Source organism: Bacillus sp. 1A (assembly GCF_052682215.1).
In genome coordinates this window covers 2,375,994-2,401,837 of the sequence record NZ_JBQYLZ010000001.1, presented here as the reverse complement: position 1 = coordinate 2,401,837, position 25,844 = coordinate 2,375,994, and the positions used below count along the sequence as shown (strand labels likewise).

The following is a 25,844-nucleotide window of genomic DNA, read 5'->3' as shown; positions in this document are numbered from 1 at the left end:
TAGTCCCCCCGATTAAAATTCCGCAAGTTCACGCATTGCTTTTTCAACTTTATCTGGATTTACCATAAAGAATTTTTCCATTGTTGGTGCATATGGCATTGCTGGAACGTCTGGACCTGCAAGACGTGCGATTGGCGCATCTAAATCAAACAGACAGTTTTCAGCAATAATTGCTGCCACTTCACTTATAATACTTCCTTCTTTATTGTCTTCTGTTACAAGAAGAACTTTACCTGTTTTAGAAGCTGCTTCAATGATTGCTTCTTTATCTAATGGATATACAGTACGTAAATCAAGAACATGTGCAGAGATGCCATCTTGCGCTAACTTTTCAGCTGCTTGAAGAGCAAAATGAACACATAATCCGTAAGTGATAACAGTAATATCATCACCTTCGCGTTTTACATCTGCTTTTCCGATTGGTAATACGTAATCATCCTCTGGCACTTCACCTTTAATTAAGCGATATGCACGCTTATGCTCAAAGAATAATACTGGATCTTCATCACGAATTGCTGCTTTTAATAAACCTTTTGCATCATATGGTGTAGAAGGAATAACAATTTTTAAACCTGGTTGGTTCGCAAACATCGCTTCCACAGATTGTGAATGATACAATGCACCGTGAACACCGCCGCCAAATGGCGCACGAATTGTAACTGGACAAGTCCAATCGTTATTAGAACGATAACGAATTTTTGCTGCCTCAGAAACAATTTGGTTTACTGCTGGCATGATGAAATCAGCAAACTGCATTTCAGCGATTGGACGCATACCATACATTGCCGCACCAATTGCTACCCCAGCAATTGCAGATTCTGCAAGCGGTGCATCAAGCGCACGATCTTCACCAAATTGATCATATAATCCGTGTGTCGCTTTAAATACGCCACCTTTTTTACCAACATCTTCACCTAAAACAAATACTTTCTCATCGCGTTCCATTTCTTCGCGCATTGCTAATGTAATAGCATCAATATAAGACATTACAGCCATGAAACGTTCCCCCCTATTCTGCGTATACGTGCTTCAATGCATCTTCAGGTGCTGCATACGGAGCATTTTCTGCATATTCTGTTGCTTCATTTACGATATGCATAATTTCGTCTAACATTTGTTTTTCAAATTCCTCAGTTAACACGCCAGCTTCTTTTAAATAAGCTGCAAATGTTATAATTGAATCTTTTTTCTTTGCTTCTTCTACTTCTTCTTTATCACGATAAACACGATCATCGTCGTCACTAGAATGTGCTGTTAAACGATATGATACTGTTTCAATTAAAGTTGGGCCTTCACCACGACGGCCGCGGTCTGCTGCCTCTTTTACAGCTTTATATACTGCAAGCGGATCGTTTCCGTCTATTGTATATCCAGGCATACCGTAACCAATTGCACGGTCTGATACGTTTTTACATGCTAATTGTTTTTCAACTGGAATAGAGATTGCGTATTTATTATTTTCACACATGAAAATAACAGGTAGTTTGTGTACACCAGCAAAGTTTGCCCCTTCATGGAAGTCACCTTGGTTTGAAGAACCTTCTCCAAATGTAACGAACGTTACTAAATCTTTCTTTTCCATTTTTCCAGCTAATGCAATACCAACTGCATGTGGTACTTGCGTTGTTACTGGAGATGATCCTGTCACAATACGATTTTTCTTTTGACCGAAGTGACCAGGCATTTGACGACCACCAGAGTTTGGATCTCCAGCTTTCGCGAAAGCAGACAACATAAGCTCTTTAGCTGTCATACCGAACGCTAGTACAACACCCATATCACGGTAGTATGGTAATGCATAATCTTTCTCTCTATCAAGAGCGAATGCTGCTCCAACTTGTGCAGCCTCTTGTCCTTGACAAGAAATTACGAATGGAATTTTACCCGCACGGTTTAATAACCACATACGTTCGTCGATTTTACGTGCAAGTAACATCGTACGGAACATTTCTAATACTTGCTCATCACTTAAGCCAAGCTCTTCATGGCGCTTTTCTTTTACTTCTGCCATTTTTCATAACCTCCTAAATCCACATTTTTATGCGTGTAACGCTTTTCCATCTACAGCTAATGCTGCTTCACCAATCGCCTCAGATAATGATGGATGCGGATGAATTGTATGTGCTACTTCCCACGGTGTTGCATCAAGTACTCTTGCAAGACCAGCTTCAGAAATCATATCTGTTACATGTGGTCCAATCATATGAACACCAAGAATGTCATTTGTTTCTTCATCAACTACAAGTTTTACGAAACCATCTGATTCGCCGTATACAAGTGCTTTTCCGATTGCACGGAATGAGAACTTACCTACTTTTAACTTATAACCTTTTTCTTTCGCTTCTTGTTCTGTTAAACCGACAGAAGCAACTTCCGGACTGCTATATACGCATTTTGATACCATAGAGTAATCAATTGGTGTAACTTCTTTACCAGCAATATGTTCTACTGCAACAATTCCTTCATGAGAAGCAACGTGAGCAAGTTGTAAGCCACCGATTACATCTCCGATTGCGTAAATATGAGATTCTTTCGTTTGATAAAACTCATTTGTTTGAATGTATCCTTTTTCCACAACGATATCCGTATTCTCTAAACCAATATTTTGCGTATTGGCTTGTCTTCCTACAGATACAAGCATTTTTTCTGCTTTAAATTCTTTATTCTCACCGTTATGTTCAGCTTGAATTGTTACTCCATTATCTTTTACCAATGTTTCTGGTAATACTTTTGCACCAGTTACCACTTTAATACCTTTTTTCTTGAATAGACGTTGCATTTCTTTTGAAACGTCCTGATCTTCTAGTGGTAATATCGTTTTCGCATACTCTAATACTGTAACTTCTACACCGAAGTCAGCAAGCATAGATGCCCACTCAATACCGATTACACCGCCACCAACGATAATAATCGAGCTAGGAAGCGTTTCCATTTTTAGGGCATGATCGGAAGACATTACATACTCTCCGTCTAATTCTAAACCTGGTAATGAATTCGGACGAGAACCTGTTGCAACAAGTACATTTTTTGGAATTAACATTTCATTCTCTTCTCCACTTGCAAGTTCAACTGAAATTGTCCCTGGCATTGGAGAGAAAATAGATGGGCCAAGAATACGGCCAATACCTTCAAACACATCAATTTTACCTTGTTTCATTAAGTGTTGAACGCCTTTATGAAGTTGCGTTACAATCTTCTCTTTACGCTCTTGCACTTTCGCAAAGTTTAGTTCTACATTACTTGCAATAACTCCGAACTCTTCGCTTTTTTTAGCAGTTGCGTAAACTTCCGCACTACGTAAAAGAGCTTTACTAGGAATACATCCTTTGTGCAAACAAGTACCACCAAGATTTTCTTTTTCAACAAGTGCAGTTTTTAAACCTAGTTGTGACGCTCGAATAGCAGCAACATATCCACCAGTACCGCCGCCAACGATGACTAAATCATATTCTCTTGCCATTATCTCAACCCCTAGCTACTGTTTGTTTTTCTCGTACAACATACTCTTTCGGCGCTTCTTCTTCACGTAATACACGAAGTGCTCCTTCTGCTAATGCTTGTAATTCATCTTCTCCTGGATGTACGATAACATCTGCAATCCAGTCAACACGTTCTTTTATTTCATCAACAAGAATTTTACTGTACGCAAGTCCACCAGTTAAAACGATTGCATCAATTTTCCCGTGAAGTACAGCGCTAGCTCCGCCAATCTCTTTTGCAACTTGATATGCCATTGCTTTATAAATAAGAGTTGCTTCCGGATCACCTTTTTCAACCATTTGTTCTACTTTGATCGCATCATTTGTACCGATTAGGCTTACAAGTCCACCTTGTCCAACAAGTTTTTTAACCATTTCGTCACGGTAATACTCACCAGAGAAACACATCTCAACTAATTGCCCTACCGGTACTGTACCCGCACGCTCTGGACTAAATGGTCCTTCTCCGTTTAAGCCGTTATTCACATCAATAACTTTTCCTTTTTTATGAGCACCAACTGTAATACCGCCACCCATATGTGTAACTAATAAATTTAAATCCTCGTATTTGTGATTTAATTCTTCAGCTACTTTACGGGCAACCGCTTTTTGGTTTAATGCATGGAAAATACTTTTACGTTCCATACCAGCAATACCGCTTATACGAGCAATCGGCTCCATTTCATCTACAACGACAGGATCTACTATGAATGCCGGAATATTTAATCCAGAAGCGATTTCATATGCTAAAATGCCTCCAAGGTTTGAAGCATGATGACCGCTAAACCCATTTTTTAAATCTTCTAACATCGAATCGTTTACTGTGTATGTTCCGCCTTCGATTGGACGAAGTAATCCCCCACGCCCACAAACTGCGTTTAATTTTGAAATGTTAATACCGTGAGAATGTAGAACTTCTAAAATCGTTTCTTTGCGAAACTCATACTGATCGATAATTCTCTTATATTTTCCAATTTGTTCTTCGTCATGACGAATAGTTTCTTCTAAAACAGGTCTTTCATTATCAAAAACACCAATTTTTGTGGATGTACTACCCGGATTAATAACAAGAATTCGATTTAAAGACACTGTTGCTACCTCCACTAATAAATTCAAAAGGAGGTGGAAACCTCATAAGAGGTAACCACACCTTTTGTAAAAGTAATATATGAATGATTAGCGACGGCTAATAATGTCATGACCGTTGCGTAAGTATGTGCTACGAGAGTTTTTCAAGCTTGCAATGCGCTCTTCAGCTAGACGATCTGCTGCTACATAAGTTGCAATGCCATCGCGTTTTGAAATTTCGATTACTTTTGCAATTGTGTCATAAATAGACTCAACACGCTTTAGTGCACGCTCTCTATTGTATCCATATAATTCGTCTGCTACGTTAATTACACCACCAGCATTAATAACATAGTCTGGTGCGTATACAACACCCATTTCATGAATCATGTCGCCGTGACGATTTTCTTTTAATTGGTTATTTGCAGAACCTGCGATTACTTTTGCTTTAAGTTGTGGGATAGTTTCGTCATTAACTGTTGCGCCTAATGCACATGGTGCGTAAATATCACATTCAACACCGTAAATTTCATTTGGCTCAACTGCTGATGCACCGAATTCTTCTACCGCGCGTTGTACAGCTTCTTTATTAATATCTGTAACGATTAATTTTGCTCCTTCAGCATGTAAATGTTTGCATAGGTGATATGCTACATTACCAACGCCTTGAACCGCAATTACTTTTCCTTCTAAATTATCAGTACCGAAAGCCTCTTTCGCAGCTGCTTTCATACCACGGTAAACACCGTATGCAGTTACTGGAGATGGGTTACCAGAAGAACCGAATGATGGTGAAATACCTGTTACAAAATCAGTTTCTTCGTGGATAATATCCATATCATCTACTGTTGTACCAACATCTTCAGCTGTAATGTAACGTCCGTTTAGTCCTTGAATGTAACGTCCTAATGCACGGAACATCGCTTCGCTCTTATCTTTACGTGGATCACCGATAATTACTGTTTTCGCACCACCTAAGTTTAAGCCCGCTGCTGCGTTTTTGTATGTCATCCCTTTTGCAAGACGCAATGCATCTTCAATCGCCGCTTCTTCAGAATCATATGTCCACATTCTTGTTCCACCAAGAGCTGGTCCAAGTGTTGTATCATGAATTGCGATGATTGCTTTTAAACCAGATTCTTTATCTTGACAAAATACTACTTGCTCATAATCATATTTTTCTAAGTATTCGAAGATTTCTAATGTCATTGTCGTTTCCCCCTAGTGTTTTACCCTTTTTGGTTTATTTTGAAGCAGTCGCAACTGCCAATGCTAATGAATATACTTTTGTTTCTGCTGAATCAGCACGAGATGTTAAAACAATCGGTGCTTTTGCGCCAGCAATCATAGCTCCTACTTTTGCATCCGCAAAGTATACGAGTGATTTGTATAGCACATTTCCAGCTTCAATCGTTGGGACGAGTAAAATGTCTGCCTTACCTGCTACATCACTTACTATGCCTTTATGTTCTGCTGCAATTTGTGATACTGCATTATCTAAAGCAAGTGGTCCATCAACGACACAATTTTTAATTTGTCCGCGGCGATTCATTTGAGTTAACATCGCTGCATCAATTGTCGCTTGCATCGCAGGATTAACAACCTCTACCGCTGCAATTGGTGCTACCTTTGGCAAATCCATTCCTATTGCCTGGGCAACTTCTACAGTATTCTGTATAATAGCAGCTTTTTGTGTTACATCAGGTGCAATGTTCATCGCTGCATCTGTAACAAAGATAAGACGATCGTAATTTGGAACTTCAAATGCTGCAACGTGTGAAAGTGTGCTACCTTTACGAAGTCCCCACTCTTTATTTAATACAGCTTTCAAAATATTTGCTGTTGGGATGTTTCCCTTCATAAGCACATCTGCTTCGCCATTTCTTACAGCTTTAACAGAAAGTTCTGCAGCCTCAGCACTTGACGCTGCTGCAATCACTTCAATGTGTTCTGAAGTTTGTAAACCTTGTTCTTGTAGCATCCCCATTATTTTTTCTTGATTTCCATATAGACGAAATTGAGCTAGCTGTAATTTAATTGCTTTCGCTACAGCTTCAATTACTTCATGATCTTCAGCTACTGCTACAGCCACAGTTTTTTTAGGCTGTCCTGCTGCTTGATCAATTAAGTGTTCTAACTTCATATTTTGTAATCAACCCTTTCCGTCGTCCCTCGTCTATTTATAAAGCAAATACCGTGCCAACTTTTAAAAGTGGTCTTACCAATAATGAAAACGCATTCAAAATGCAGTAAAATCAATACTTTGGAAAATAACAAAACATTCTGTCTTGTTTTGTCGCATTTTGTATACCATGCAATAAATTGCACGGTACGCAATTTATTGCATGCTATTTTTTGCACACTCATACTTTTCTAGCTTGTAATATAAATTTCGAACCGAAATTCCTAATGCTCTTGCAGTTTTTGTTTTATTTCCATCAAACCTCTCTAAACATTCATGAATGATATGCCCTTCAAACTCTGTCACTAATTGTTCAAGTGGCTTTTCTTCTAATTCAGGTAATAAGTTATTTTGTTTTACCTCAGTCTGCTCTTCTGTATGTAAAGGTGGTAAATGATGGACATCAATATATATTTCATTATAATTCATAAAGATAATAGCTCGTCCTAAAATGTTTTCAAGCTCCCTCACATTTCCTGGCCATTCATATGATTGTAAATATGAAATAGCCGAATCAGTGAGCCCCTCTACATTCCGGCCATAATCTTGGTTAATTTTTTGAATCAATCTGTCTGCAATTGCCGGTATATCTCCTTTTCGCTGACGAAGAGACGGAATGTGAATTGGAATTTTATTTAATCGATAATATAAATCCTCTCTAAACTCTCCTTCTAGAATGCCCTTTTCTAAATTCACATGTGTCGCTGCAATTACCCGGACATTTATAGGTATCGCTTTCGTTCCACCAACTTTTACAATTTCTTTTTCTTGCAACACGCGAAGGAGTTTCGCTTGCGTATTTGCAGACAATTCTCCTATTTCATCTAAAAAGATACTACCGTTATTCGCTTCCTCAAAAAAACCTCGTTTTCCGCCTCTTTTTGCTCCTGAGAATGCACCTTCCTCATAACCGAATAATTCACTTTCTAATAAAGTCTCGGAAATAGCAGCACAGTTTACCCGGACGAATTTATTATATTTTCGATTACTTCCATTATGAATTGCATGTGCAAACAATTCTTTACCCGTTCCAGATTCTCCGCGTAGTAATACTGTTGCTGGTGTATTCGCTCCAAGTTTCGCCTGTTCAATAGCGGCCGTTGTTTCATCTGAATTTCCGACAATGTCATCAAATGAATATTTCGCTTCTAACGTTCGAATAATTTGCCTCGCTCTATTCAATTCATTTGTTAACTTTTGAATTTCTGATACGTCACGAATTACACCAACGCTTCCTTTCAATATCCCATCCACTATAACTGGCGCTACGTTTACAATTACATCACGCTTCTTTTGTCCAATCTTCATATGTATTCCGCGTACCGCCCTACGCGTTCGAAGTACTTTCATATGCATACTTTCACCTTCTACAATATCAGTTGTAGCCGGTTTCCCAATAATGTCCTCTTCTGTTAAACCTGTTAATTTCGTATAGGCAGGGTTAATTACTAATCCTCTTCCCTTTTCATCCACGACCGAAATTGCTTCCTCAGACGAGTTGATAATCGCCTCAAGTAACGTTTGAATCTCCTTTAAATCTGTAACTTCTTCCGCAAGATCTACAACCTCTGTTATATCTTTAAAAATCGCAAATGCTCCTTGTACCTCTCCTCCCTCTTTTAATATTGGAATACGGGTTGTAATAATTTTCTTTTCATTTTCTAATGTCAGTTCATAATTTACTTCTATTTGTTTCGTACGTATAATACGAAGCAACTTACTAGTCGGAATAACTTCTAAAATATATTTCCCTACCGCATCTTCTTTTTTATATCCGATAATACGCTCTGCACTTTTATTAAATAGGCGTACTTGTCCCTCTCGATCAATCACAATCATACCGTCATGCGTAGAATTTAAAATTAAATCCCCTTGCTGCGTCTGTTCTTCTAACTTTCCAATTAAACCTTCCTTCTCATGTGCTAATCTCGTAACAATTTTCGCAATATCACCTGGTATAAGAAGAGTATCTTTATGCTTTTTCTTTATTAAATCTTTATGTAAATCATCGTCACCCGTCATATCAAACATTACATCAATATGCATAGAAAGAAACGGCGTTACACTCTCTCCAATTGTAACCCCATATTCCTTAGCCATTTGTAATCCCTTTGCTATCGGATTTATATCAATAATTCCTATAATTTGAAATATATTTGAACTTTGTAACAGATTCAGCAGTGTACTACCACCTTCACCTGCACCAACAATTAAAACTTTTTGTTTCATATATTACACTTCCTCTCGAAGTACCTCTGCAAAATTTTTCACACCCTTATCTTACTCGTTCAGCCCCCCTCTTGACAAACCCCCTTTTCATATAACATCATTGAAATAAACAAAATAATCTAAAAAGGAGCGTTTATATGCAGCGTTACCTTGCTCTATCATTAGCACTCATCCCTATTTCATTAGCTGTGTTTGGCATTAAGTTAATGAGAGATACTGTATTCGGGATTCTATTTCCTCCACTCTCTATACTGTGGTTACAATTTTTAATTGGCGCTCTCTGCTTCGCGCTCGGGTTTTATATTTTTGGCGGCTTCGTCTTACACCGAGACCGTAAACGAAATAAAGTACAAGCTCGCTTTAAAAGATAGGAAAGCTCCACTATTTATAAATAAAAAATGAGACCGTTACACGCGGTCTCATTTTTTTATTGGCAATAACATTCTTGCCGTTTCAGGATAATCAGTAATAATCGCCGAAATATTCATATCAAAATATTTACGCATAAGCGTTTCTTCATTAATTGTATAAGGGCGAACCTCTACACCACTCTCCATCGTTAATTCAGCAACAGCATCTTGAAGATAACGATAATTAGGGTGCACTGCTGTAGCGCCCATTTTTTTCGCATACGCCCACGGACTATGCAAACCTTCGCGATATAAAATCGCTGTTTGAATATCAGGAGCCATCATATGACACCTTTTCATACTGTAGTGATTAAATGAAGAAAATATAACACGATCTTCTAGATTACATTTCCGTACAAGCGTTATAACTTCTTCCTCTAAACCTCTGTATGGAACTTTATTATTTTTCAGTTCAATATTAAGTAGCAACTCTGTTTTATCAATCCATTCTAACACCTCTTCTAAAAGAGGTATTTTACAAAATCCTACTTTATCACCGAATTTATAGCTCGCATCTAATTTACATAAATCCTCATATAAATAATTACGAACCGCACCTTTTCCATTTGTTGTCCGGTCCACTGTTTCATCATGAATAACGACAACTTTTCCATCTTTCGTTAATTGAACATCAAGTTCAATTCCATCTGCTCTAAAAGATTCAGCTGCTTCAAATGAAATCATTGTATTTTCTGGGTACGTTCCCGCTGCACCACGATGTGCAAATATAAGAGTCATCCTCACTCCCCCAATCTTATGCTATACTATACGAAAAAGGAGGTACTTCTATGAGACCATTACAAATTTCTCCAGACACTGCAGTCCGCCTATCAAAAGCATTAGGTGTTCCACTTGAACAACTTATGCATATGCCGCAGCACATTCTAATTCAAAAGTTAGTTGAATTAGAAAAACAAAATAAAGACGAAGAATAATACAGTCCTGTTTTGCAGGGCTTTTTATTATTTTCTATTATATCACGGATGACTTCCCTGCTAAAATCCTTTAACAGATATACTATGATTCCATTTAACCTTTTCTTCAAACATTTATAATCAATAAATTAAAACCCCTCTTTTAATAAAAGAGGGGTTTCTTACTACTCATTTCAGTTACTCAAATTATGCATGTTTCTTTTCTTTATTAAAAATCATAAACAATTTATACAACCCTAAAGAAGCTGGAATATTCATAAATGCAAATGCTTCATAAGTATAATGAGGAGCTGTTTCCCATAGTAATAAGAAAGTAAACACCCCTAACGTACTAATCATCGCAATTCGTATAACTTCCGATTCATTTTCATCTTTCTTTTTATAAAGTATAACAGCCGCCAGAACAGCTATATAAACAAATAATTTGATAACATACGAATATACAGTAACGATTTTATACTTCGTTGTACTATAGTTCGATACGTAATTAGTTATCGTGTCGTTCTTCTGCTCAAACCATTGTCCAATACGGTACATGGAGAACTGACTTGATACCCATTCTCTAGTTATTTTTTCATTTAAATGGTGTACATAACCCGTTACACCAAGTTCACTGAAACGCTGCACTATAACTTCTTTATTGTGTTCATTTAAATCCTTCGTATTCTTTATGTTTTCATCATCAATATAATCTGCATCTGCCTGATTCCACACACCGTACGTATCTTTGTTCAACCCCATTTTCACCCAATGAGTGAATGGAATTTTTTCAATTTCATTATCGGTACTGAGATTTAGCTTTGTCGTTATACCTTTAAAACTTACAATAAGGATTAAACAAAATAAAACACTACTTAACACCTTTACAGAATACTCCTTACGAAATTTAAAAATATTTTCAATTAAAATCGCTAACGCTACCGCCAATGCTGTCGGTCTTATAATATAAGTACAAGCCGCAAAAACTCCTAATAAAATCCATAAAATAATCTTCAGCCTTTTTGTTTCCGCTGTTTTCAAACATAAATATGTATACATCGTTGCTGAAATAAAAAATATTACTAATGTATGCGTATAGAAAACTGGTGCCTGCCAATATATAAAAATGTTTAGCACAGATAACACGATCGATATGTGAGCAACTTTAAAGTTTGTAATTTTCCTTACAATCAATACATTTAAAATAATACTACCTGTTATACATACTATTGGTAATATTTTTATCGCCACATCTACGCTTCCTACCAATTTAGCAAAATATCCTCCTAATAATACAATATGTGTATTATATGGATAAAATAGAAGCTGTCCCATTTCTAAAAATTGATTATCTCCATTAAACACAGAGACAATTCCTTGTTTAAGGATGGCATAATCTCCTACAACAGGGTTAAATGCGATAGAAGTAATCATTATTTCCGTCGTCAAAATGATTACGATACCTAAAGCAATCATAATATTTGTGTACGTTCTTTTCATTTTATTAATAACCCATTTATAATACATAAAGAAGAGCGCAAATAAAAGCAACGTCGCCGCTAGAACAGCACCGACTTTTTTGGGAGTGTACTCCTCAGTCGGATAAGGAAATTCACCACTCATCAAAATTGTTTTCGGGATAAAAAATTTACTTACTATCATTGAAAATATAGATAAAAACACCGTCATAACAATGATTGGGTAAGCTCGATTCACTATTTTTTTTAAAGTCATTCATCCATTCTCCTATATCTCTAACTTTTCCCAATCAATGATACGTTATAGAGATTATGATGTCAAACCCACGTATTTCCTGTATATATCCTTCTTTTCACTACATTTTTTCACATAAATTTATATATTCCCTCAAAACCCTTAAATTGAAGGAAATAAAAAAACTCCCTAAAAGGAAGCTTCTTCGTAATCTATAGTTTATCTCACTATTTACAGGCAGTAAGAATCCCGGCACACAATTTGACGATGGCGTTAGGTGCGGGATGGGAGCCCCTACTAATTAAAGGTTCATTTTATTGCACATGTGGCGCATCTCCTGAATCGTATAGTTCTTTCGCTTTTTCCTCCCCGAATGTAGTTAAAATATAATGTTGCTCTTCTACCGCATCCATCGCTCTAGTGGCTTTACAAGTGCTACCTTCTTGGGCATCCGAGAAATAATTGTGATCTTCTACAATTTGACTAAAATCTTTTTTCGCCCATCTATCAGCAATCTCTAAAAGCTCATTTTTTTTCGCAAAGCCACTCTTATTTATGATATTTTTTAATTTTTCAGCATTATTTTGAATCATTGGAATGGATTCTGATTTTCGTTCTGCCACTACTTTTTGATGAGTCATGTGATGCATCACTGTAATGACTTCGCTTTCAGTAGAATTTTCAGTAACATACACATCAACAAAGACTCCATCTACCTCTCTACCTACTATCGTTGGATCTTCTTTTTTATCTATTTGAGCATTCACTTCTTTATCTACTGGATTATCGGCAAGTTCTAACATTCCAAATGTAACTACAACAGCAAGAACTCCCATAGCTGCTACTATTCCTAGCCAAGTTAATATTTTATTTTTCATTCCCCTTCTCCCTATCTATACCTATTTAATTGTCTTATAAAAAAACTCACTTATATGTAATATTACTAAAAACAGGATTTATTTTCCATAATATCAAACGAGCCATTTTCATCTATCCAAATAATTTCGATAAAATCGATATTACTTCCCCCTCTTTTTCTCAACAAAATAAAAAGACCAACGAATTCTAAAATTCATTGGTCATTAAATAAAAAGTTCATTGATTTTACATTTAATATCGAGTATAAATTTAAAGAATGATTAAGCTTTACTAAAACTTAAATCCCTTACTATCTTTACTCTCAGCTAGCCTTATGTTCAAGTCTCAGCTTATCCGCAACCATTGCGATGAACTCAGAGTTCGTAGGTTTTGCTTTTGACATGGATACTGTATAACCGAATAAGGACGAAATAGAATCAATATTCCCACGACTCCATGCTACTTCAATTGCGTGACGGATTGCACGCTCGACGCGGCTTGCTGTTGTATTATATTTCTTCGCGATATCTGGATACAATACTTTCGTAATAGATCCAAGTAATTCGATATCATTGTACACCATAGAGATTGCTTCCCTTAAGTACATATACCCTTTAATATGAGCAGGCACACCGATTTCATGAATGATACTCGTAATGCTCGCGTCTAAGTTTTTCGGTTTTCCATCTATTGTAGTTGCTGAACGGAAAGATGGAAGTGGACGTTTAATGGTAGCGTTCGCCTTACCGCTCACTTGACGAATATGGCTCGTTAAATTCTCCATATCAAATGGTTTTAATATGAAATATGAAGCACCTAAATCAACTGCTTTTGTCGTCACATCTTCTTGTCCAAATGCTGTCAACATAATTACGCTAGGCTGTCTTAGCCTTTCAATATTTCGCATTTTCTCTAGTACAGCTAAACCATCTAAATGTGGCATAATAATGTCTAAAACAAGTACATCCGGCTGCTTATCATTTAATAAATTTAAACACTCTTGACCATTATAAGCAGTACCAATTACTTCCATATCATCTTGAGCAGCTACGTAACTCTCTAGCATTGATACTAATTCTTTATTATCATCCACAAGACAGACTTTAATTTTCTCCACAGCTTTTCCTCCCTTACCGAATCGATTCTCCGACATGTGTATCCTTCTAGGCTACATGAATTGTTCGACAATTGTGTGAAAATTCCCTTTTAAAGTTTGTTACTTTCCGATAAAATCACAAAAAAATATGTTTATCGTTCATTTATTCCCTTTCGCAACACATTCCATCATAGAAATACAGCGAAACGTTCAACCCTTTTCTTTTATTTTACAACAAAAAACACCTCTTGCGGAGCTTTTACAAAATTTCAACGAATTTTTCAACAGAAAAGCGAGCTAATTAATAATTAGCTCGCTTTTCTTTCTTGTTCATAAATGTTAATTCCAGCCTCATGTAACATCCATTCAATATGAACACCATATCCTGATGTTGGATCATTTACAAATACATGTGTAACAGCACCAATTACTTTCCCGTTTTGTACAATTGGACTTCCGCTCATGCCTTGTACGATACCACCCGTTTTCGCTAATAAACGTTTGTCTGTTACTTTTATTACCATGCCTTTTGTAGCCGGAAACTTTTGCGGTACTGTACTAACAACTTCAATATCAAACGCTTCCACTTTATCTTTATCAATAACTGTTAATATTTTTGCCGGTCCCTCTTTGACTTGATGAGATAGTGCAATAGGCATCGCTTTATCCATTACGCCATTTGGTATATTTGTATTTAATTTCCCGAATATACCAAATGGACTATTTATTGTAATATTACCAATCACTTCACGATCTGGTGAGAACCTCGCTAATTTCTCTCCTGGATTCCCATGACTACCTCTTTCAATTGATGTAACTGTCGAACGCATAATTTGTCCATCTTCGACTTGAATCGGCTTTTTCGTATCGTTATCAGAAATGACATGACCAAGTGCCCCATATTTCATAGAATCAGGATGAACAAACGTCATTGTTCCGATTCCAGCTGCCGAATCACGAATATATAAACCAATACGATAAGACGATTCTCCACTGTCTTTTTGTGGTGTTAACTTAGTGCGGATATGTTTTCCATCTCTTAACAAAACAAGATTAAGCGGTTCACCTGTTTCACCACTATTATGAATAAATGGTGCTACATCACTCATTCTTTCAATTGTTTTACCATTAATTTCAGTAATCATATCTCCAATTTGCACACCAGCTGTTTCACCAGGAGATACTTTCCCTTTTTCAGTTTGAATTAAATGATGGCCTACAACAAGTACCCCTTTTGTATTTAACTTCACACCAATTGATTGTCCACCTGGAATAACTTTAAAATCTTTCAATACTTTCACATTTACTTTTTTCACTGGAAAACCAGCAAGCTGAAACACCATATCTGCTTCACCATTTTGATGAGGATTTACCATAAGTCCTTGTTTTTGTTCATTGGAACTTACTGTAAACACATGACGATCTGTAGATGAAGCTTGAAAAACTGGTAATGAAGCTATTTCTGATTGTTGTCCTTCAAAAACAACAAGTTGCCTCGGAGATGAAATAAACGTCCGAAGCGGTTTAAAACACCCAATAAAAACTAAAGAAACAAGGAGACAAAGACCTATTATTTTGCGAAATCTTTCTAATCTCAATTTGTTCACTCTCCTCGCTCCTACCCCACATTCAGCCTCTTCTTGGCTTCACTTTTTAATCTCTCCTTGCAGTGCTTTATTTATAACCGGAAGAATTAAGAAATCATTATTTGAGAAAAAAAGCTATCCATTACTGGATAGCCTCTGCTGTCTGTTTAAAATGATGCGCTTGCGTAAGTAATTCTTTCGCATGTTCTGTCGTTAAATCTGTAATTTCCACACCAGAAATCATTCGAGCTATTTCTGTTACTTTATCCTCCATAGTTAAAACGGTAACTGATGTAATTGTCCGATCATTCGCTACTTGTTTTCGAATAAATAAATGTGAATCCGCCATTGAAGCTACTTGAGGTAAGTGCGTAATACAAAGTACTTGCGAGTTTACTGATACTCGATAAATTTTTTCCGCAATAGCCTGTGCAACCCGACCACTTACACCAGTATCCACTTCATCAAAAATAACAGATGCAACACCTTGATGCTTAGAAAAAATGCTTTTTAAAGCTAAAATAATACGAGATAGCTCTCCGCCAGAAGCGACCTTTGAAAGTGGTTTTAGCGGCTCACCTGGATTTGTTGAAATATAAAATTCCACATGATCGTAGCCATCCGCCGTAAGTCTTACCGGGGCACCCTCAACAAGAGGCTCTTCAGCATTTCCTTCTCTCTTCATGATTCTCACTTCAAATTTTGTTTTCTCCATATATAATTCTTTTAATTCCTGATGAATGGCATTTGTAAGATGCTCTGCAAGCTCATGACGCATATTACTTAACGACGTTGCTTCTTGCAGAATAACACTTTCTAATTCCTTTAATTGCTTCTTCGTCGTTTCAATATGAACGTCTTTATTTTCAATCGTAAAAATTTCTTGTTCAATTTTATCAGCATACGCTAAAATCTCTTCTACAGTATTTCCATATTTTCTCTTTAGCATACGAATTTCATTTAAACGCGTTTCAATTTCATCTAAACGCTTCGGATCATATTCCATCATATCGAGCTTTTCTCTAAGTTGATATGCAACTTCTTCTAATAAGTAGTAGCTATTTGCAATTGAATCATGATTTTCTTGATAAACTTCATCTAAATGTGTAATACTCTCCATTTGTCCCATTGCGCTTCGTACATTATCTAACCCTTGTCCGTCAGCGCTTAATGAGCGATATGCATCGCCTAATGCTTTATAAATTTTTTCAAAATTAGAAATTCGCAATCGTTCTTCAGTTAATTCAATTTCTTCATCCATCTTTAAATCCGCCTTACTGATTTCTTCATGCTGGAATTGAATTAAATCTAAGCGATGTGCCATTTGTTGTTCATTTTCACTTAACGATTTTAACTGTTTTTTTAATTTCTCATAGTCAGCGTATACATTTTGATATATACCCAATTGTTTAACAATGCGATCTCCATCAAAATGATCAAGCATAAATAGATGACGCTCTTCATTCATTAAATCTTGTGTTTCGTGCTGCCCATGAATATCAACAAGTGTTTTTCCAATTTCCTTTAATATACTAAGGGTGACCAGTTTCCCATTTACACGACATACACTTTTTCCGTTTGCAGCGATATCACGCTTCAAAATAATCATGCCGTCTTCTATTTCTATATCCAACTCTTCTGCCTTTTCAATACACGGATGCTTATCATCTTCTACATAAAATAGCCCTTCTATCTCAGCTTTTTCTGTTCCGTATCGAACAAATTCCGCTGAACCACGGCCACCTACAAGTAAACTAATCGCATCAATAATAATCGATTTTCCGGCCCCTGTTTCACCACTTAAAACCGTTAACCCTTTTTGAAAAGAAATATTTAATGCCTCAATAATAGCAAAGTTTCTAATCGATAATTCCGATAACAATGCCCCATTCACCTCGTTATAAACTAATCCCCTATTAAGGGCTTTTCTCAGTTCTTCATTCAAATAGTCAAACTATATGTTTGTATGTATAAATTACTTTTCTAACCGCTCCATTGTACCAAACATTCGTTTTACGGGTCAATCCACCTATTTTCTAATTTTATTCAAAGAAAATATTATATTACAATTAAGAATTCACATTTTTAACCAATAAAAAAATCTTGTTCACTTTCCACTTTACAGAGGAAAGTAAACAAGATTTTTTTTTACAACATATTTAAGAAACGATCAGAGACAACACCTGTATCTTCAGGTGTACGGCAAATAATTAAGCAAGTATCATCACCACAGATGGTTCCGATGATCTCATCCCACTCTAAATGATCAATAAGTGCTCCAAGTGAATGAGCGTTACCAGGCAGTGTTTTTAGCACAAGCATATGTCCTGCCGTGTCTAATTTTACAAATGAATCCACTAGATTGCGTTTTAATTTTTGTAACGGGTTAAATCGTTGATCTGCTGGCAAGCTATATTTATAGCGCCCATCATGTAATGGCACTTTCACTAAGTGCAGTTCTTTAATATCGCGCGATACTGTTGCTTGCGTTACATTAAATCCCTCATTACGTAAAATATCAACTAATTCATCTTGTGTTTCAATTTCTTTGTTCGCAATAATTTCCCTGATTTTAATATGGCGCTGACCTTTATTCATACATTTGCACCTCACACTATCTCTTACCATAGTTTAAACATTGGTATACTTCACTTATTTATGTTAACTTATAATTCGTTGCTTGTACACAATTGTTTTTACAATCATTATACAATTACAACAAAAAGAGGAACAACATATGTTATTCCCCTTTTCCTTTTTGTTTTAGGACATCATGCGCCTCTGTAACTACTTGCTCAACAGAAACTGGAGAATGATTTTCGCCATTCTCACGTTCACCATGCCATTTCAGATGAATTAAAAATTCAATATTACCATCCCCGCCCGTAATTGGTGAGAATGTTAAACCTTCTACGTCGTATCCTTCTTTTATAGCAAAGTCGACAATCATTTCTACGACAGCCTCATGTACTTTTCGATCACGAACGATACCTTTTTTCCCAACTTGCTCTCTTCCAGCTTCAAACTGTGGTTTAATTAACGCTGCTACATCCCCATTAGGCATAAGCATTGTTTTTAAAACCGGCAGTATAAGCTTTAATGATATAAATGAAACATCGATACTAGAAAATTGCGGTAAACCACGTTCTAAGTCTGCTGGTGTCACGTAACGGAAGTTTGTCCGTTCCATTACGACAACACGCTCATCTTGACGCAATTTCCACGCAAGTTGATTGTATCCTACATCTAATGCATAAGATAATTTCGCTCCGTTTTGAAGCGCACAATCTGTAAAGCCACCAGTTGATGAACCAATATCTATCATAACTTTATCTTGTAAATCCAGGTGAAATGTCTCCAATGCCTTTTCAAGTTTATAACCACCACGGCTTACATACGGCATAACTTGTCCCTTCACCGTAATCTCTGTATCTTGTGGGATCTTCTCTCCTGGCTTATCAAGTCTCATCTCATTCGCATATACAAGTCCGGCCATAACGGCGCGTTTTGCTTTCTCACGTGTTTCTATAAGTCCTCGCTCTACTAATAGTACATCTACTCTTTCTTTTTTTGCACTCATTTGTTACGCCCTTTTTTGTTTTGATGGAATCATTGTATGAATACGGTCTACAACAGCATCTGTCGTTAAACCAATTTCTTCTAATAATTTTGTTACACTACCGTGCTCTATGAAACGGTCTGGAATACCCATTCGTTCAATTAACGCACTATGGTACCCGCTCTCAGATGCAAATTCAACTACTCCCGTTCCAAAACCACCAATTAAGCAAGCTTCTTCAATCGTTAAAATCGGTATATTTTTCCCTAAGAGATCATGTAAATATGCTTCATCCATCGGTTTAATAAAGCGAGCGTTCACTACTTTCACTGAAACTCCAGCCTTTTCAAGACGCTCAGCTGCTTCCATTGCCATTGGTATTGTCGTACCAAATGTTAAAATAGCCGCTTGTGTACCTTCTTTTAACGTTTCCCAAGTACCGATTGGAATCGCCTTTAATTCTTCATCCATATGAACACCAAGTCCATTACCGCGCGCATAACGTAATGCGATTGGTCCATCTTCATATTGCATCGCCGTATATACTAAATGTTGCCCTTCATTTTCATCTTTCGGCATCATAAGTACCATATTCGGCAAATGACGTAAGAATGAGATGTCAAATACACCTTGATGCGTTTCACCATCTGCTCCTACTAAACCAGAGCGATCGATTCCGATGAAGACATTTAAATTTTGGCGACATATATCATGAACAACTTGATCATATGCTCTTTGTAAAAATGTTGAATAAATCGCTAAGAATGGCTTCATTCCTTGCGTTGCCATACCCGCCGCCATTGTTGTAGCATGCTGTTCTGCAATACCTACATCAATCATACGATCCGGGAATTCTTTTTGGAATTTCTCAAGTTTCGATCCAACAGGCATTGCAGGTGTAATTGCAACGATACGCTCATCCGTTCTCGCTAGCTTAAGTACTGTATCACTAACAACAGCACTCCATGCTGGTGCAACTTCTTTCGGTTTAACGAAGTCACCCGATTCAATTTTATAAGGTCCTGTTCCATGCCAAGTTCCAATAACATCACTCTCAGCCGGTTTATAACCTTTTCCTTTTTTCGTAATAACATGAACAAGCACTGGGCCTTTTGTTTTCTTTGCATATTGCAACGTTTCGAATAACTTTTCATAATCGTGCCCATCAACTGGACCTAAATATGTAAAGCCTAATTCTTCGAAAAAGACACCGGATACTAGTAAATATTTAAGACTATCTTTTATTTTCTCTGCTGTCGCAGCAACTTTCCCACCGACTGCTGGGATTTTCTTTAATATATACTCTAGTTCATCTTTTACCCAATGGTATTTCCCTGCGGTACGTAGACGTCCAAGTACATTATGAAGCGCACCAACGTTTGGTGCAATTGACATTTCATTATCATTCAAAATAACAATCATGTCTGTTTTTTCATGTCCAATATGGTTCAATGCCTCTAAAGCCATTCCGCCGGTTAGAGCACCATCTCCAATGATTGGTATAACATATTCTTTCGTTTTCTTTAAATCACGCGCTAGAGCCATTCCCATTGCAGCAGATAATGATGTCGAGCTATGGCCAGTTTCCCATACATCATGCTCACTCTCGCAACGTTTTGGGAAACCACATAGACCTTGATATTGCCTTAATGTACCGAATTCCTTTGCACGTCCTGTTAAAATTTTATGTACATAGGATTGATGTCCTACGTCCCATAAAAATTTATCTTTCGGACTATCAAATAATTTATGCAGAGCAATTGTGAGTTCTACTACACCTAAATTAGGTGCAATATGTCCACCTGTTTGAGAGAGCTCTTCAATTAAAAACTTACGAATATCCTCACTCAATCCCTCTAGTTCACCGATAGACATATCTTTCAAAAAACTAGGGTTTTGAATTTGCGTTAGATCCACATGGATCACTCACTTTCATTTCATAATCTGTCAACATGTCAAATATTATAAAAAACATTTACACAAAACAAGAAATTATCTTTTTTTATTTTTCACCTTGTCCTGCAATTAACCAGTCTATTGCGCCCTAATCCTATTATAAACCATATTTCTTTAGGCGATGAAAAAAATAGCCGCTAACACGAAGTGATAACGGCAATGTAATCTACATATATTTTTGCCAATAACAAGAAAAGAAAAACCTTTTCCTACATTTATATCATAAAATGATGAATGACTCAACAAATGGAAACGCTGTTATATTAGTTATTACGTTTTGCAATCAAATCGCAAATAGATAGTAAATATTCATCTTGTAATTGCAAGGAACCAATAGCACCTTTTGCTTTTGCAATTGTTTCTTCTAAAATATCCTTTGCTCTATCTACAGTAAATAACGTCGTATATGTGCTCTTTTCGTTGGAAACATCACTACCAATCGGTTTTCCAATCTCTTCTTCGGTTCCTTCCACATCTAAAATATCATCTCGAATTTGGAAAGCTAGGCCGATATATTTTGCAAACGCAAGTAACTTTTCTTCTTGTTCTTCTGTGGCATCAGAAAGTATCGATCCTGCAAGTACAGCGAATTCAAGTAGTTTCCCAGTCTTATGCTTATGAATATACTCCAACTCATCAATCGTAAGCTGTTTCCCTTCAGCTTCCATATCTGCCACTTGTCCGCCAACCATTCCTTCTGGTCCTGCCGCTTTTGCAAGCTCAAGTACAAGTCTTACTTTTTTTTCAGCAGAGATTTCCTTTTGTTCATATGCCATAATAACTTGAAAAGCATACGTCAACAAACCATCGCCTGCTAAAACTGCCATCGCTTCACCAAATACTTTATGATTTGTGGGCTTACCTCTTCTTAAATCATCATCATCCATACAAGGTAAATCATCATGAACTAACGAGTATGTATGTATCATTTCAAGAGCACAAGCTGCACCTATTCCAAGATTTCTTTCTTTACCAAACGCTTGTAATGTCGCAAATAAAAGTAACGGGCGGAGACGCTTTCCACCCGCTTCCAAAGAATATGCCATCGCTTCACGAAGTACATTTGGACATTGTAATTCATTTGCATAGCTTACAAGCTTCTCTTCTACGAAAGTTTTACTTTCTTTCAAAAAAGTATCAAAAGCAATAGTCACTATGCTTCATCTCCTAAAGCAGTAAACGGTTCAAGCTCTCCATCTTCCCCAAGAATAACTGCCATTTGTTCTTGTACGTTCTTCAACTTCTCATCACAAAGCTTAGATAATTCCATACCCTCTTTAAAATAAGAAATTGCTTCTTCTAAAGGTACGTCACCTTGCTCTAGCTTAGAAACGAGGTGCTCAAGTTGCGAAATTGCCTCTTCAAAGCTTAATTTATTTTCCATTATTCAATTCACGCTCCTCTATGCCTGATACGCTACAATCTAGTATTCCATCTTGTAATTGAACTGAAACAGCATCTCCAAGGCTGACATCTTTCACACTTTTTAACACTTGCTTCTCTTCATCATATACAAGCCCGTACCCTCTCATCATTACTTTAAGCGGACTTAACGCTTCAAGTTTTTGAGCAGCTCTTACAAAGGCAAATTCTTTCGTTTGAAGTAATGTTTGCATTTCACGTTGCAATTGCTTTTGCAATGTTTCAACCGCTACCTTCGTTTGCATAATTTTTTGAGCTGGGTGGTGCTTCTCTAAATAAAATGAAAGCTGTTTTAACTGATTTACCTTTTTATCAATATAGCGCTCTTTCGCTAAAACAAGCTGTTCTAACGCTCTATCTAATTGCTCTTCTTTTTGCTCATATACTTGTCTTGGATAACGGAACGCATAAGATTTTTGCAATACTTGTAGTTTTTCTTCTTTTTTATGTACTAACTCTCTCATTGCTCTTTGCAATCTTAGAGTTCTTTGTAATACCTTTTCTTGTAACTCTATAATGTTAGGCGCTGCCAGCTCAGCTGCTGCAGTCGGTGTTGGCGCACGTAAATCGGCAACAAAATCCGCAATTGTAAAGTCCGTTTCATGGCCTACTGCCGAAATAATAGGGATCTCACTCTTAAAGATTGCCCTTGCTACCATTTCTTCATTGAAAGCCCATAACTCTTCAATAGAGCCTCCCCCTCGCCCAACGATTAGGACATCTATCTCTCCCATTTCATTTGCTGTACGAATCGCTTGTACAATTGAGGGAGCTGCTGACTCCCCCTGTACAAGTACCGGAAACACAATAACATTTCCAATTGGATAACGACGTTTAATCGTTGTTATAACATCACGAATCGCTGCCCCTGTTGGTGACGTAATCACACCTATTGTTTTAGCATAAGGAGGAATTGTTTTTTTATAAACTTGAGAAAACAAACCTTCTTCCTCTAAACGAACCTTTAATTGTTCGTAAGCTAAATGCAGGTTTCCGACTCCGTCAGGCTGCATGTCTTGAATATAAATTTGATAAGAACCACTCGCCTCGTAAACGGAAATTTTCCCTTTCACAAGTACCTTCATCCCATTTTCAGGTCTGAATTTAATATTACGATTATGACCCGCAAACATAACCGCTGCGATTCTTGCATTTTCATCTTTCAATGTAAAGTACATGTGGCCACGACTATGATTTTTAAAGTTGGAAATTTCACCTTTTAACCAAACAGACTGCAAATGCGGATCATATTCTATTTTTGTTTTTATATAGCGTGTTAACGCTGTAACGGTTAAATATTGTTTTTCCATTTTCTCTCTCCTCATAGCCGACTCAAATTATTTACAAACGACACCTGCACGCTTAGCAGATTCAACAGTATTATGAAGAAGCATTGTGATCGTCATTGGACCAACACCCTTTGGCACAGGTGTAATGTAACCTGCAACATCTAACACGTTGTCAAAGTCAACATCACCACAAAGTTTACCTGTTTCTAAACGGTTCACACCAACGTCGATTACAACCGCTCCTTCTTTAATATAATCAGCTGTTACCATTTTAGGTCGTCCAACAGCTACGATTAAAATATCAGCTAACTTCGTTAACTCTTTCATATTTTGCGTTTTAGAATGACAATATGTTACAGTTGCATTTTCATTTAAGAACAATTGCCCCACTGGCTTGCCGACAATATTACTTCTTCCAATTACTACAACATGTTTTCCTGAGATATCAAGATTTGTTTCTTTTACTAATTCTACGATACCGTGCGGTGTACATGGAAGGAATGTATCTTGTCCCGTCATCATACGTCCCACGCTGATTGGGTGAAATCCATCTACATCTTTTTCTGGTGAAATCCTTTCAATGATAGCTTTTTCTTCAATATGTTTTGGTAAAGGTAATTGCACTAAAATGCCATTAATACGGTCATCGCCATTTAAGCGATCGATTTCAGCAAGCAAACGCTCCTCAGTAATTGTTTCAGGAAGTTCAATTAGCTCTGAATAGATTCCTACTTGTTCACAGCCCTTTTCTTTTCCTTTTACATAAGAACGAGATGCTGGATCTTCTCCAACTAGAATAACTGCTAATCCTGGTACAATCCCTTGCTCTTTCAACTTCACAACTTCTTCTGTTAATTGTGCTCGTTTTTTCTCCGCAACTTCATTTCCTTTGATGATTACTGCTACCATTTTAAGATTCCCCCTTAAAGAAATTACAGTGTATCTTTTATATTAGATAAAACGCCGTTAATAAAACGACGAGATTCCTCATCCCCAAATGTTTTAGCAATTTCAATCGCTTCGTTAATTGTTACGTTGTGTGGAATTTCTTCCATGTATTTCATTTCATACACAGCTACACGTAAAATACTGCGATCAACAATACTAATACGCTCCAGCTTCCATTTTTTTAAGTTTTGACGAATCGCTTCATCAATTACTTCTTTATTTTCTACAAAACCTACTACAAGTGATTCTAGAAAATCATTTGTTTCTTCACCTTCATCTAGCGTGTTTTCCACCGCTACTTTCGGTTCTAATTCACCTGTAATATCCATTTGGTATAATGCTTGCATAGCTCTTTCTCTAGCCGTCCTACGTTTCATTGTAACTCTCCTTTATGCTTCAAGTCTTTCCTTATGCTTTGTTATATTATTATAATTTATAAGCCGTCAATTCACTTACTCTTACAGTTTTCATTGATTTTCCAACCTTATAATACAATGATAATAACACAATTTATCGTTTCACACACGGGTTACAAGGCTGAAAAATAATAAAAAGATTAACTTCAAGTTCCATATCTTATCACAATGTACGTTTTTTGGAAAAACGAAACATCTTCTTTTTGATTTCTTATTTTTTGAAATAGTATAATAATTAGAGGGTTTTAATTTGTGAAGAAATGAAACGATAAAAAAGATGCCTATGTTACTAGGCACCTTTTTCATTCTTACACTGGTTCAATTTCTGTTTTTTGTGTTTCGAATGTTACGCCAACGATGTGAACATTCACTTCTTTTGGCTCAAGCCCTGTCATTGTAAAGAGTGCCTGGCGAATGTTGTCTTGAATCTTTTGTGCAACAACTGGAATTGCTACGCCAAAATACATTACAACATAAAGGTCAACGATAATATCTTCGTTTGCTAATTCAACCTTTACACCTTTACCATGATTTTTCTTACCTAACTTCTCAACAACATCTGTAGCAAAATTACCACGCATTGCCGCTACACCTTCTACTTCAGCAGCTGCAATACCTGCGATTACTTCAATTACTTCTGGTGCAATTTCTACTTTACCAAGAGTTGTATCTTGACCCATATCTAACATATGTTCAGCCATGAAAAAAAACCTCCTTTA

The 25,844-nt window shown here is 36.8% G+C and carries 24 protein-coding genes; 2 read left to right on the top strand and 22 right to left on the bottom strand.

Going from position 1 to position 25,844, the window contains the following annotated elements:
• Positions 1–12: 12 nt before the first annotated feature.
• From bfmBAB to ACUN0F_RS12170, 7 genes are all read right to left on the bottom strand, one after another.
• Positions 13–996 carry a 3-methyl-2-oxobutanoate dehydrogenase subunit beta gene (bfmBAB, locus tag ACUN0F_RS12200; protein WP_000290073.1) on the bottom strand — a complete coding sequence of 328 codons (984 nt, stop codon included), beginning with the start codon at positions 994–996 and terminating at the stop codon, positions 13–15.
• 13 nt (positions 997–1,009) lie between these two features.
• Positions 1,010–2,011, bottom strand: a complete 1,002-nt coding sequence (gene bfmBAA, locus ACUN0F_RS12195) for a 3-methyl-2-oxobutanoate dehydrogenase subunit alpha (protein ID WP_000852549.1) — start codon at positions 2,009–2,011, stop codon at positions 1,010–1,012.
• Positions 2,012–2,038: 27 nt separating this feature from the next.
• A complete protein-coding gene (gene lpdA, locus ACUN0F_RS12190) occupies positions 2,039–3,460 on the bottom strand; it encodes a dihydrolipoyl dehydrogenase (RefSeq protein WP_000090438.1) in 1,422 nt (473 codons plus the stop codon).
• Between the two features lie 4 nt (positions 3,461–3,464).
• The gene (buk, locus tag ACUN0F_RS12185) at positions 3,465–4,568 is read right to left on the bottom strand and encodes a butyrate kinase (RefSeq protein WP_000056195.1); all 1,104 of its coding nucleotides are present in this window, start codon (positions 4,566–4,568) and stop codon (positions 3,465–3,467) included.
• An 87-nt stretch (positions 4,569–4,655) separates the two neighbouring features.
• Positions 4,656–5,756: a leucine dehydrogenase gene (locus ACUN0F_RS12180; RefSeq protein WP_000171360.1), complete on the bottom strand. Its 1,101-nt coding sequence runs from the start codon at positions 5,754–5,756 to the stop codon at positions 4,656–4,658.
• A gap of 34 nt (positions 5,757–5,790) precedes the next feature.
• The gene (gene yqiS / locus ACUN0F_RS12175) at positions 5,791–6,690 is read right to left on the bottom strand and encodes a phosphate butyryltransferase (protein WP_000763068.1); all 900 of its coding nucleotides are present in this window, start codon (positions 6,688–6,690) and stop codon (positions 5,791–5,793) included.
• 195 nt (positions 6,691–6,885) lie between these two features.
• Positions 6,886–8,958, bottom strand: a complete 2,073-nt coding sequence (locus tag ACUN0F_RS12170) for a sigma-54 interaction domain-containing protein (RefSeq protein WP_000810986.1) — start codon at positions 8,956–8,958, stop codon at positions 6,886–6,888.
• 137 nt (positions 8,959–9,095) lie between these two features.
• Here ACUN0F_RS12170 and ACUN0F_RS12165 point away from each other — a divergent pair, with 137 nt between their 5' ends.
• Positions 9,096–9,329, top strand: a complete 234-nt coding sequence (locus ACUN0F_RS12165; protein ID WP_001190196.1) for a DUF2627 domain-containing protein — start codon at positions 9,096–9,098, stop codon at positions 9,327–9,329.
• A gap of 48 nt (positions 9,330–9,377) precedes the next feature.
• On the opposite strand, the gene ACUN0F_RS12160 is transcribed toward ACUN0F_RS12165, so the two are convergent.
• A complete protein-coding gene (locus tag ACUN0F_RS12160; protein WP_000172569.1) occupies positions 9,378–10,106 on the bottom strand; it encodes a glycerophosphodiester phosphodiesterase in 729 nt (242 codons plus the stop codon).
• Positions 10,107–10,156: 50 nt separating this feature from the next.
• On the opposite strand from ACUN0F_RS12160, the gene ACUN0F_RS12155 reads away from it, so the two are divergent.
• On the top strand, positions 10,157–10,303 hold the full coding sequence (locus ACUN0F_RS12155; RefSeq protein ID WP_001247671.1) for a YycC family protein: 147 nt from the start codon (positions 10,157–10,159) through the stop codon (positions 10,301–10,303).
• A 186-nt stretch (positions 10,304–10,489) separates the two neighbouring features.
• Here the strand turns inward: ACUN0F_RS12155 and ACUN0F_RS12150 are convergent, their stop codons facing one another.
• The 14 genes from ACUN0F_RS12150 to ACUN0F_RS12085 all read right to left on the bottom strand — a co-directional run bounded on the left by ACUN0F_RS12150 (position 10,490) and on the right by ACUN0F_RS12085 (position 25,826).
• The gene (locus tag ACUN0F_RS12150; protein ID WP_000172828.1) at positions 10,490–12,016 is read right to left on the bottom strand and encodes a glycosyltransferase family 39 protein; all 1,527 of its coding nucleotides are present in this window, start codon (positions 12,014–12,016) and stop codon (positions 10,490–10,492) included.
• A 293-nt stretch (positions 12,017–12,309) separates the two neighbouring features.
• Positions 12,310–12,873 carry a PRK06770 family protein gene (locus ACUN0F_RS12145; RefSeq protein WP_445539531.1) on the bottom strand — a complete coding sequence of 188 codons (564 nt, stop codon included), beginning with the start codon at positions 12,871–12,873 and terminating at the stop codon, positions 12,310–12,312.
• A gap of 302 nt (positions 12,874–13,175) precedes the next feature.
• Positions 13,176–13,970 (bottom strand): sporulation transcription factor Spo0A, encoded by a 795-nt coding sequence (spo0A, locus tag ACUN0F_RS12140; RefSeq protein WP_033658812.1) that lies wholly within the window; start codon positions 13,968–13,970, stop codon positions 13,176–13,178.
• A gap of 287 nt (positions 13,971–14,257) precedes the next feature.
• Positions 14,258–15,556: a SpoIVB peptidase gene (gene spoIVB / locus ACUN0F_RS12135; RefSeq protein WP_046956370.1), complete on the bottom strand. Its 1,299-nt coding sequence runs from the start codon at positions 15,554–15,556 to the stop codon at positions 14,258–14,260.
• Positions 15,557–15,677: 121 nt separating this feature from the next.
• Positions 15,678–17,417, bottom strand: coding sequence for a DNA repair protein RecN (gene recN / locus ACUN0F_RS12130; protein ID WP_000947735.1), 1,740 nt, complete (start codon positions 17,415–17,417; stop codon positions 15,678–15,680).
• Between the two features lie 266 nt (positions 17,418–17,683).
• A complete protein-coding gene (gene argR, locus ACUN0F_RS12125) occupies positions 17,684–18,133 on the bottom strand; it encodes an arginine repressor ArgR (RefSeq protein WP_001032581.1) in 450 nt (149 codons plus the stop codon).
• A 142-nt stretch (positions 18,134–18,275) separates the two neighbouring features.
• Positions 18,276–19,115, bottom strand: a complete 840-nt coding sequence (locus ACUN0F_RS12120; RefSeq protein WP_046956369.1) for a TlyA family RNA methyltransferase — start codon at positions 19,113–19,115, stop codon at positions 18,276–18,278.
• Between the two features lie 3 nt (positions 19,116–19,118).
• On the bottom strand, positions 19,119–21,011 hold the full coding sequence (dxs, locus tag ACUN0F_RS12115; RefSeq protein ID WP_097818201.1) for a 1-deoxy-D-xylulose-5-phosphate synthase: 1,893 nt from the start codon (positions 21,009–21,011) through the stop codon (positions 19,119–19,121).
• A 302-nt stretch (positions 21,012–21,313) separates the two neighbouring features.
• Positions 21,314–22,204, bottom strand: coding sequence for a (2E,6E)-farnesyl diphosphate synthase (ispA, locus tag ACUN0F_RS12110; RefSeq protein WP_000150365.1), 891 nt, complete (start codon positions 22,202–22,204; stop codon positions 21,314–21,316).
• Complete coding sequence (gene xseB, locus ACUN0F_RS12105) at positions 22,204–22,434, bottom strand: exodeoxyribonuclease VII small subunit (RefSeq protein WP_000428423.1); 231 nt, start codon at positions 22,432–22,434, stop codon at positions 22,204–22,206. Before xseB ends, ispA begins: the two co-directional genes overlap by 1 nt.
• Positions 22,424–23,782, bottom strand: coding sequence for an exodeoxyribonuclease VII large subunit (gene xseA / locus ACUN0F_RS12100; protein WP_000415269.1), 1,359 nt, complete (start codon positions 23,780–23,782; stop codon positions 22,424–22,426). Before xseA ends, xseB begins: the two co-directional genes overlap by 11 nt.
• A gap of 27 nt (positions 23,783–23,809) precedes the next feature.
• Positions 23,810–24,670 carry a bifunctional methylenetetrahydrofolate dehydrogenase/methenyltetrahydrofolate cyclohydrolase FolD gene (gene folD / locus ACUN0F_RS12095; protein ID WP_000226735.1) on the bottom strand — a complete coding sequence of 287 codons (861 nt, stop codon included), beginning with the start codon at positions 24,668–24,670 and terminating at the stop codon, positions 23,810–23,812.
• 23 nt (positions 24,671–24,693) lie between these two features.
• Positions 24,694–25,086 (bottom strand): N utilization substance protein NusB, encoded by a 393-nt coding sequence (nusB, locus tag ACUN0F_RS12090; protein WP_000830244.1) that lies wholly within the window; start codon positions 25,084–25,086, stop codon positions 24,694–24,696.
• A gap of 347 nt (positions 25,087–25,433) precedes the next feature.
• On the bottom strand, positions 25,434–25,826 hold the full coding sequence (locus ACUN0F_RS12085; protein ID WP_000807630.1) for an Asp23/Gls24 family envelope stress response protein: 393 nt from the start codon (positions 25,824–25,826) through the stop codon (positions 25,434–25,436).
• Between the last annotated feature and the right edge of the window lie 18 nt (positions 25,827–25,844).

Coding starts and splice junctions, on each gene's coding strand:
- bfmBAB (WP_000290073.1), bottom strand. CDS start 996: ATGGCTGTAATGTCTTATATTGATGCTATTACATTAGCAATGCGCGAA.
- bfmBAA (WP_000852549.1), bottom strand. CDS start 2,011: ATGGCAGAAGTAAAAGAAAAGCGCCATGAAGAGCTTGGCTTAAGTGAT.
- lpdA (WP_000090438.1), bottom strand. CDS start 3,460: ATGGCAAGAGAATATGATTTAGTCATCGTTGGCGGCGGTACTGGTGGA.
- ACUN0F_RS12180 (WP_000171360.1), bottom strand. CDS start 5,756: ATGACATTAGAAATCTTCGAATACTTAGAAAAATATGATTATGAGCAA.
- yqiS (WP_000763068.1), bottom strand. CDS start 6,690: ATGAAGTTAGAACACTTAATTGATCAAGCAGCAGGACAGCCTAAAAAA.
- ACUN0F_RS12170 (WP_000810986.1), bottom strand. CDS start 8,958: ATGAAACAAAAAGTTTTAATTGTTGGTGCAGGTGAAGGTGGTAGTACA.
- ACUN0F_RS12165 (WP_001190196.1), top strand. CDS start 9,096: ATGCAGCGTTACCTTGCTCTATCATTAGCACTCATCCCTATTTCATTA.
- ACUN0F_RS12160 (WP_000172569.1), bottom strand. CDS start 10,106: ATGACTCTTATATTTGCACATCGTGGTGCAGCGGGAACGTACCCAGAA.
- ACUN0F_RS12155 (WP_001247671.1), top strand. CDS start 10,157: ATGAGACCATTACAAATTTCTCCAGACACTGCAGTCCGCCTATCAAAA.
- ACUN0F_RS12150 (WP_000172828.1), bottom strand. CDS start 12,016: ATGACTTTAAAAAAAATAGTGAATCGAGCTTACCCAATCATTGTTATG.
- ACUN0F_RS12145 (WP_445539531.1), bottom strand. CDS start 12,873: ATGAAAAATAAAATATTAACTTGGCTAGGAATAGTAGCAGCTATGGGA.
- argR (WP_001032581.1), bottom strand. CDS start 18,133: ATGAATAAAGGTCAGCGCCATATTAAAATCAGGGAAATTATTGCGAAC.
- ACUN0F_RS12120 (WP_046956369.1), bottom strand. CDS start 19,115: ATGAGTGCAAAAAAAGAAAGAGTAGATGTACTATTAGTAGAGCGAGGA.
- xseB (WP_000428423.1), bottom strand. CDS start 22,434: ATGGAAAATAAATTAAGCTTTGAAGAGGCAATTTCGCAACTTGAGCAC.
- xseA (WP_000415269.1), bottom strand. CDS start 23,782: ATGGAAAAACAATATTTAACCGTTACAGCGTTAACACGCTATATAAAA.
- folD (WP_000226735.1), bottom strand. CDS start 24,670: ATGGTAGCAGTAATCATCAAAGGAAATGAAGTTGCGGAGAAAAAACGA.
- nusB (WP_000830244.1), bottom strand. CDS start 25,086: ATGAAACGTAGGACGGCTAGAGAAAGAGCTATGCAAGCATTATACCAA.
- ACUN0F_RS12085 (WP_000807630.1), bottom strand. CDS start 25,826: ATGGCTGAACATATGTTAGATATGGGTCAAGATACAACTCTTGGTAAA.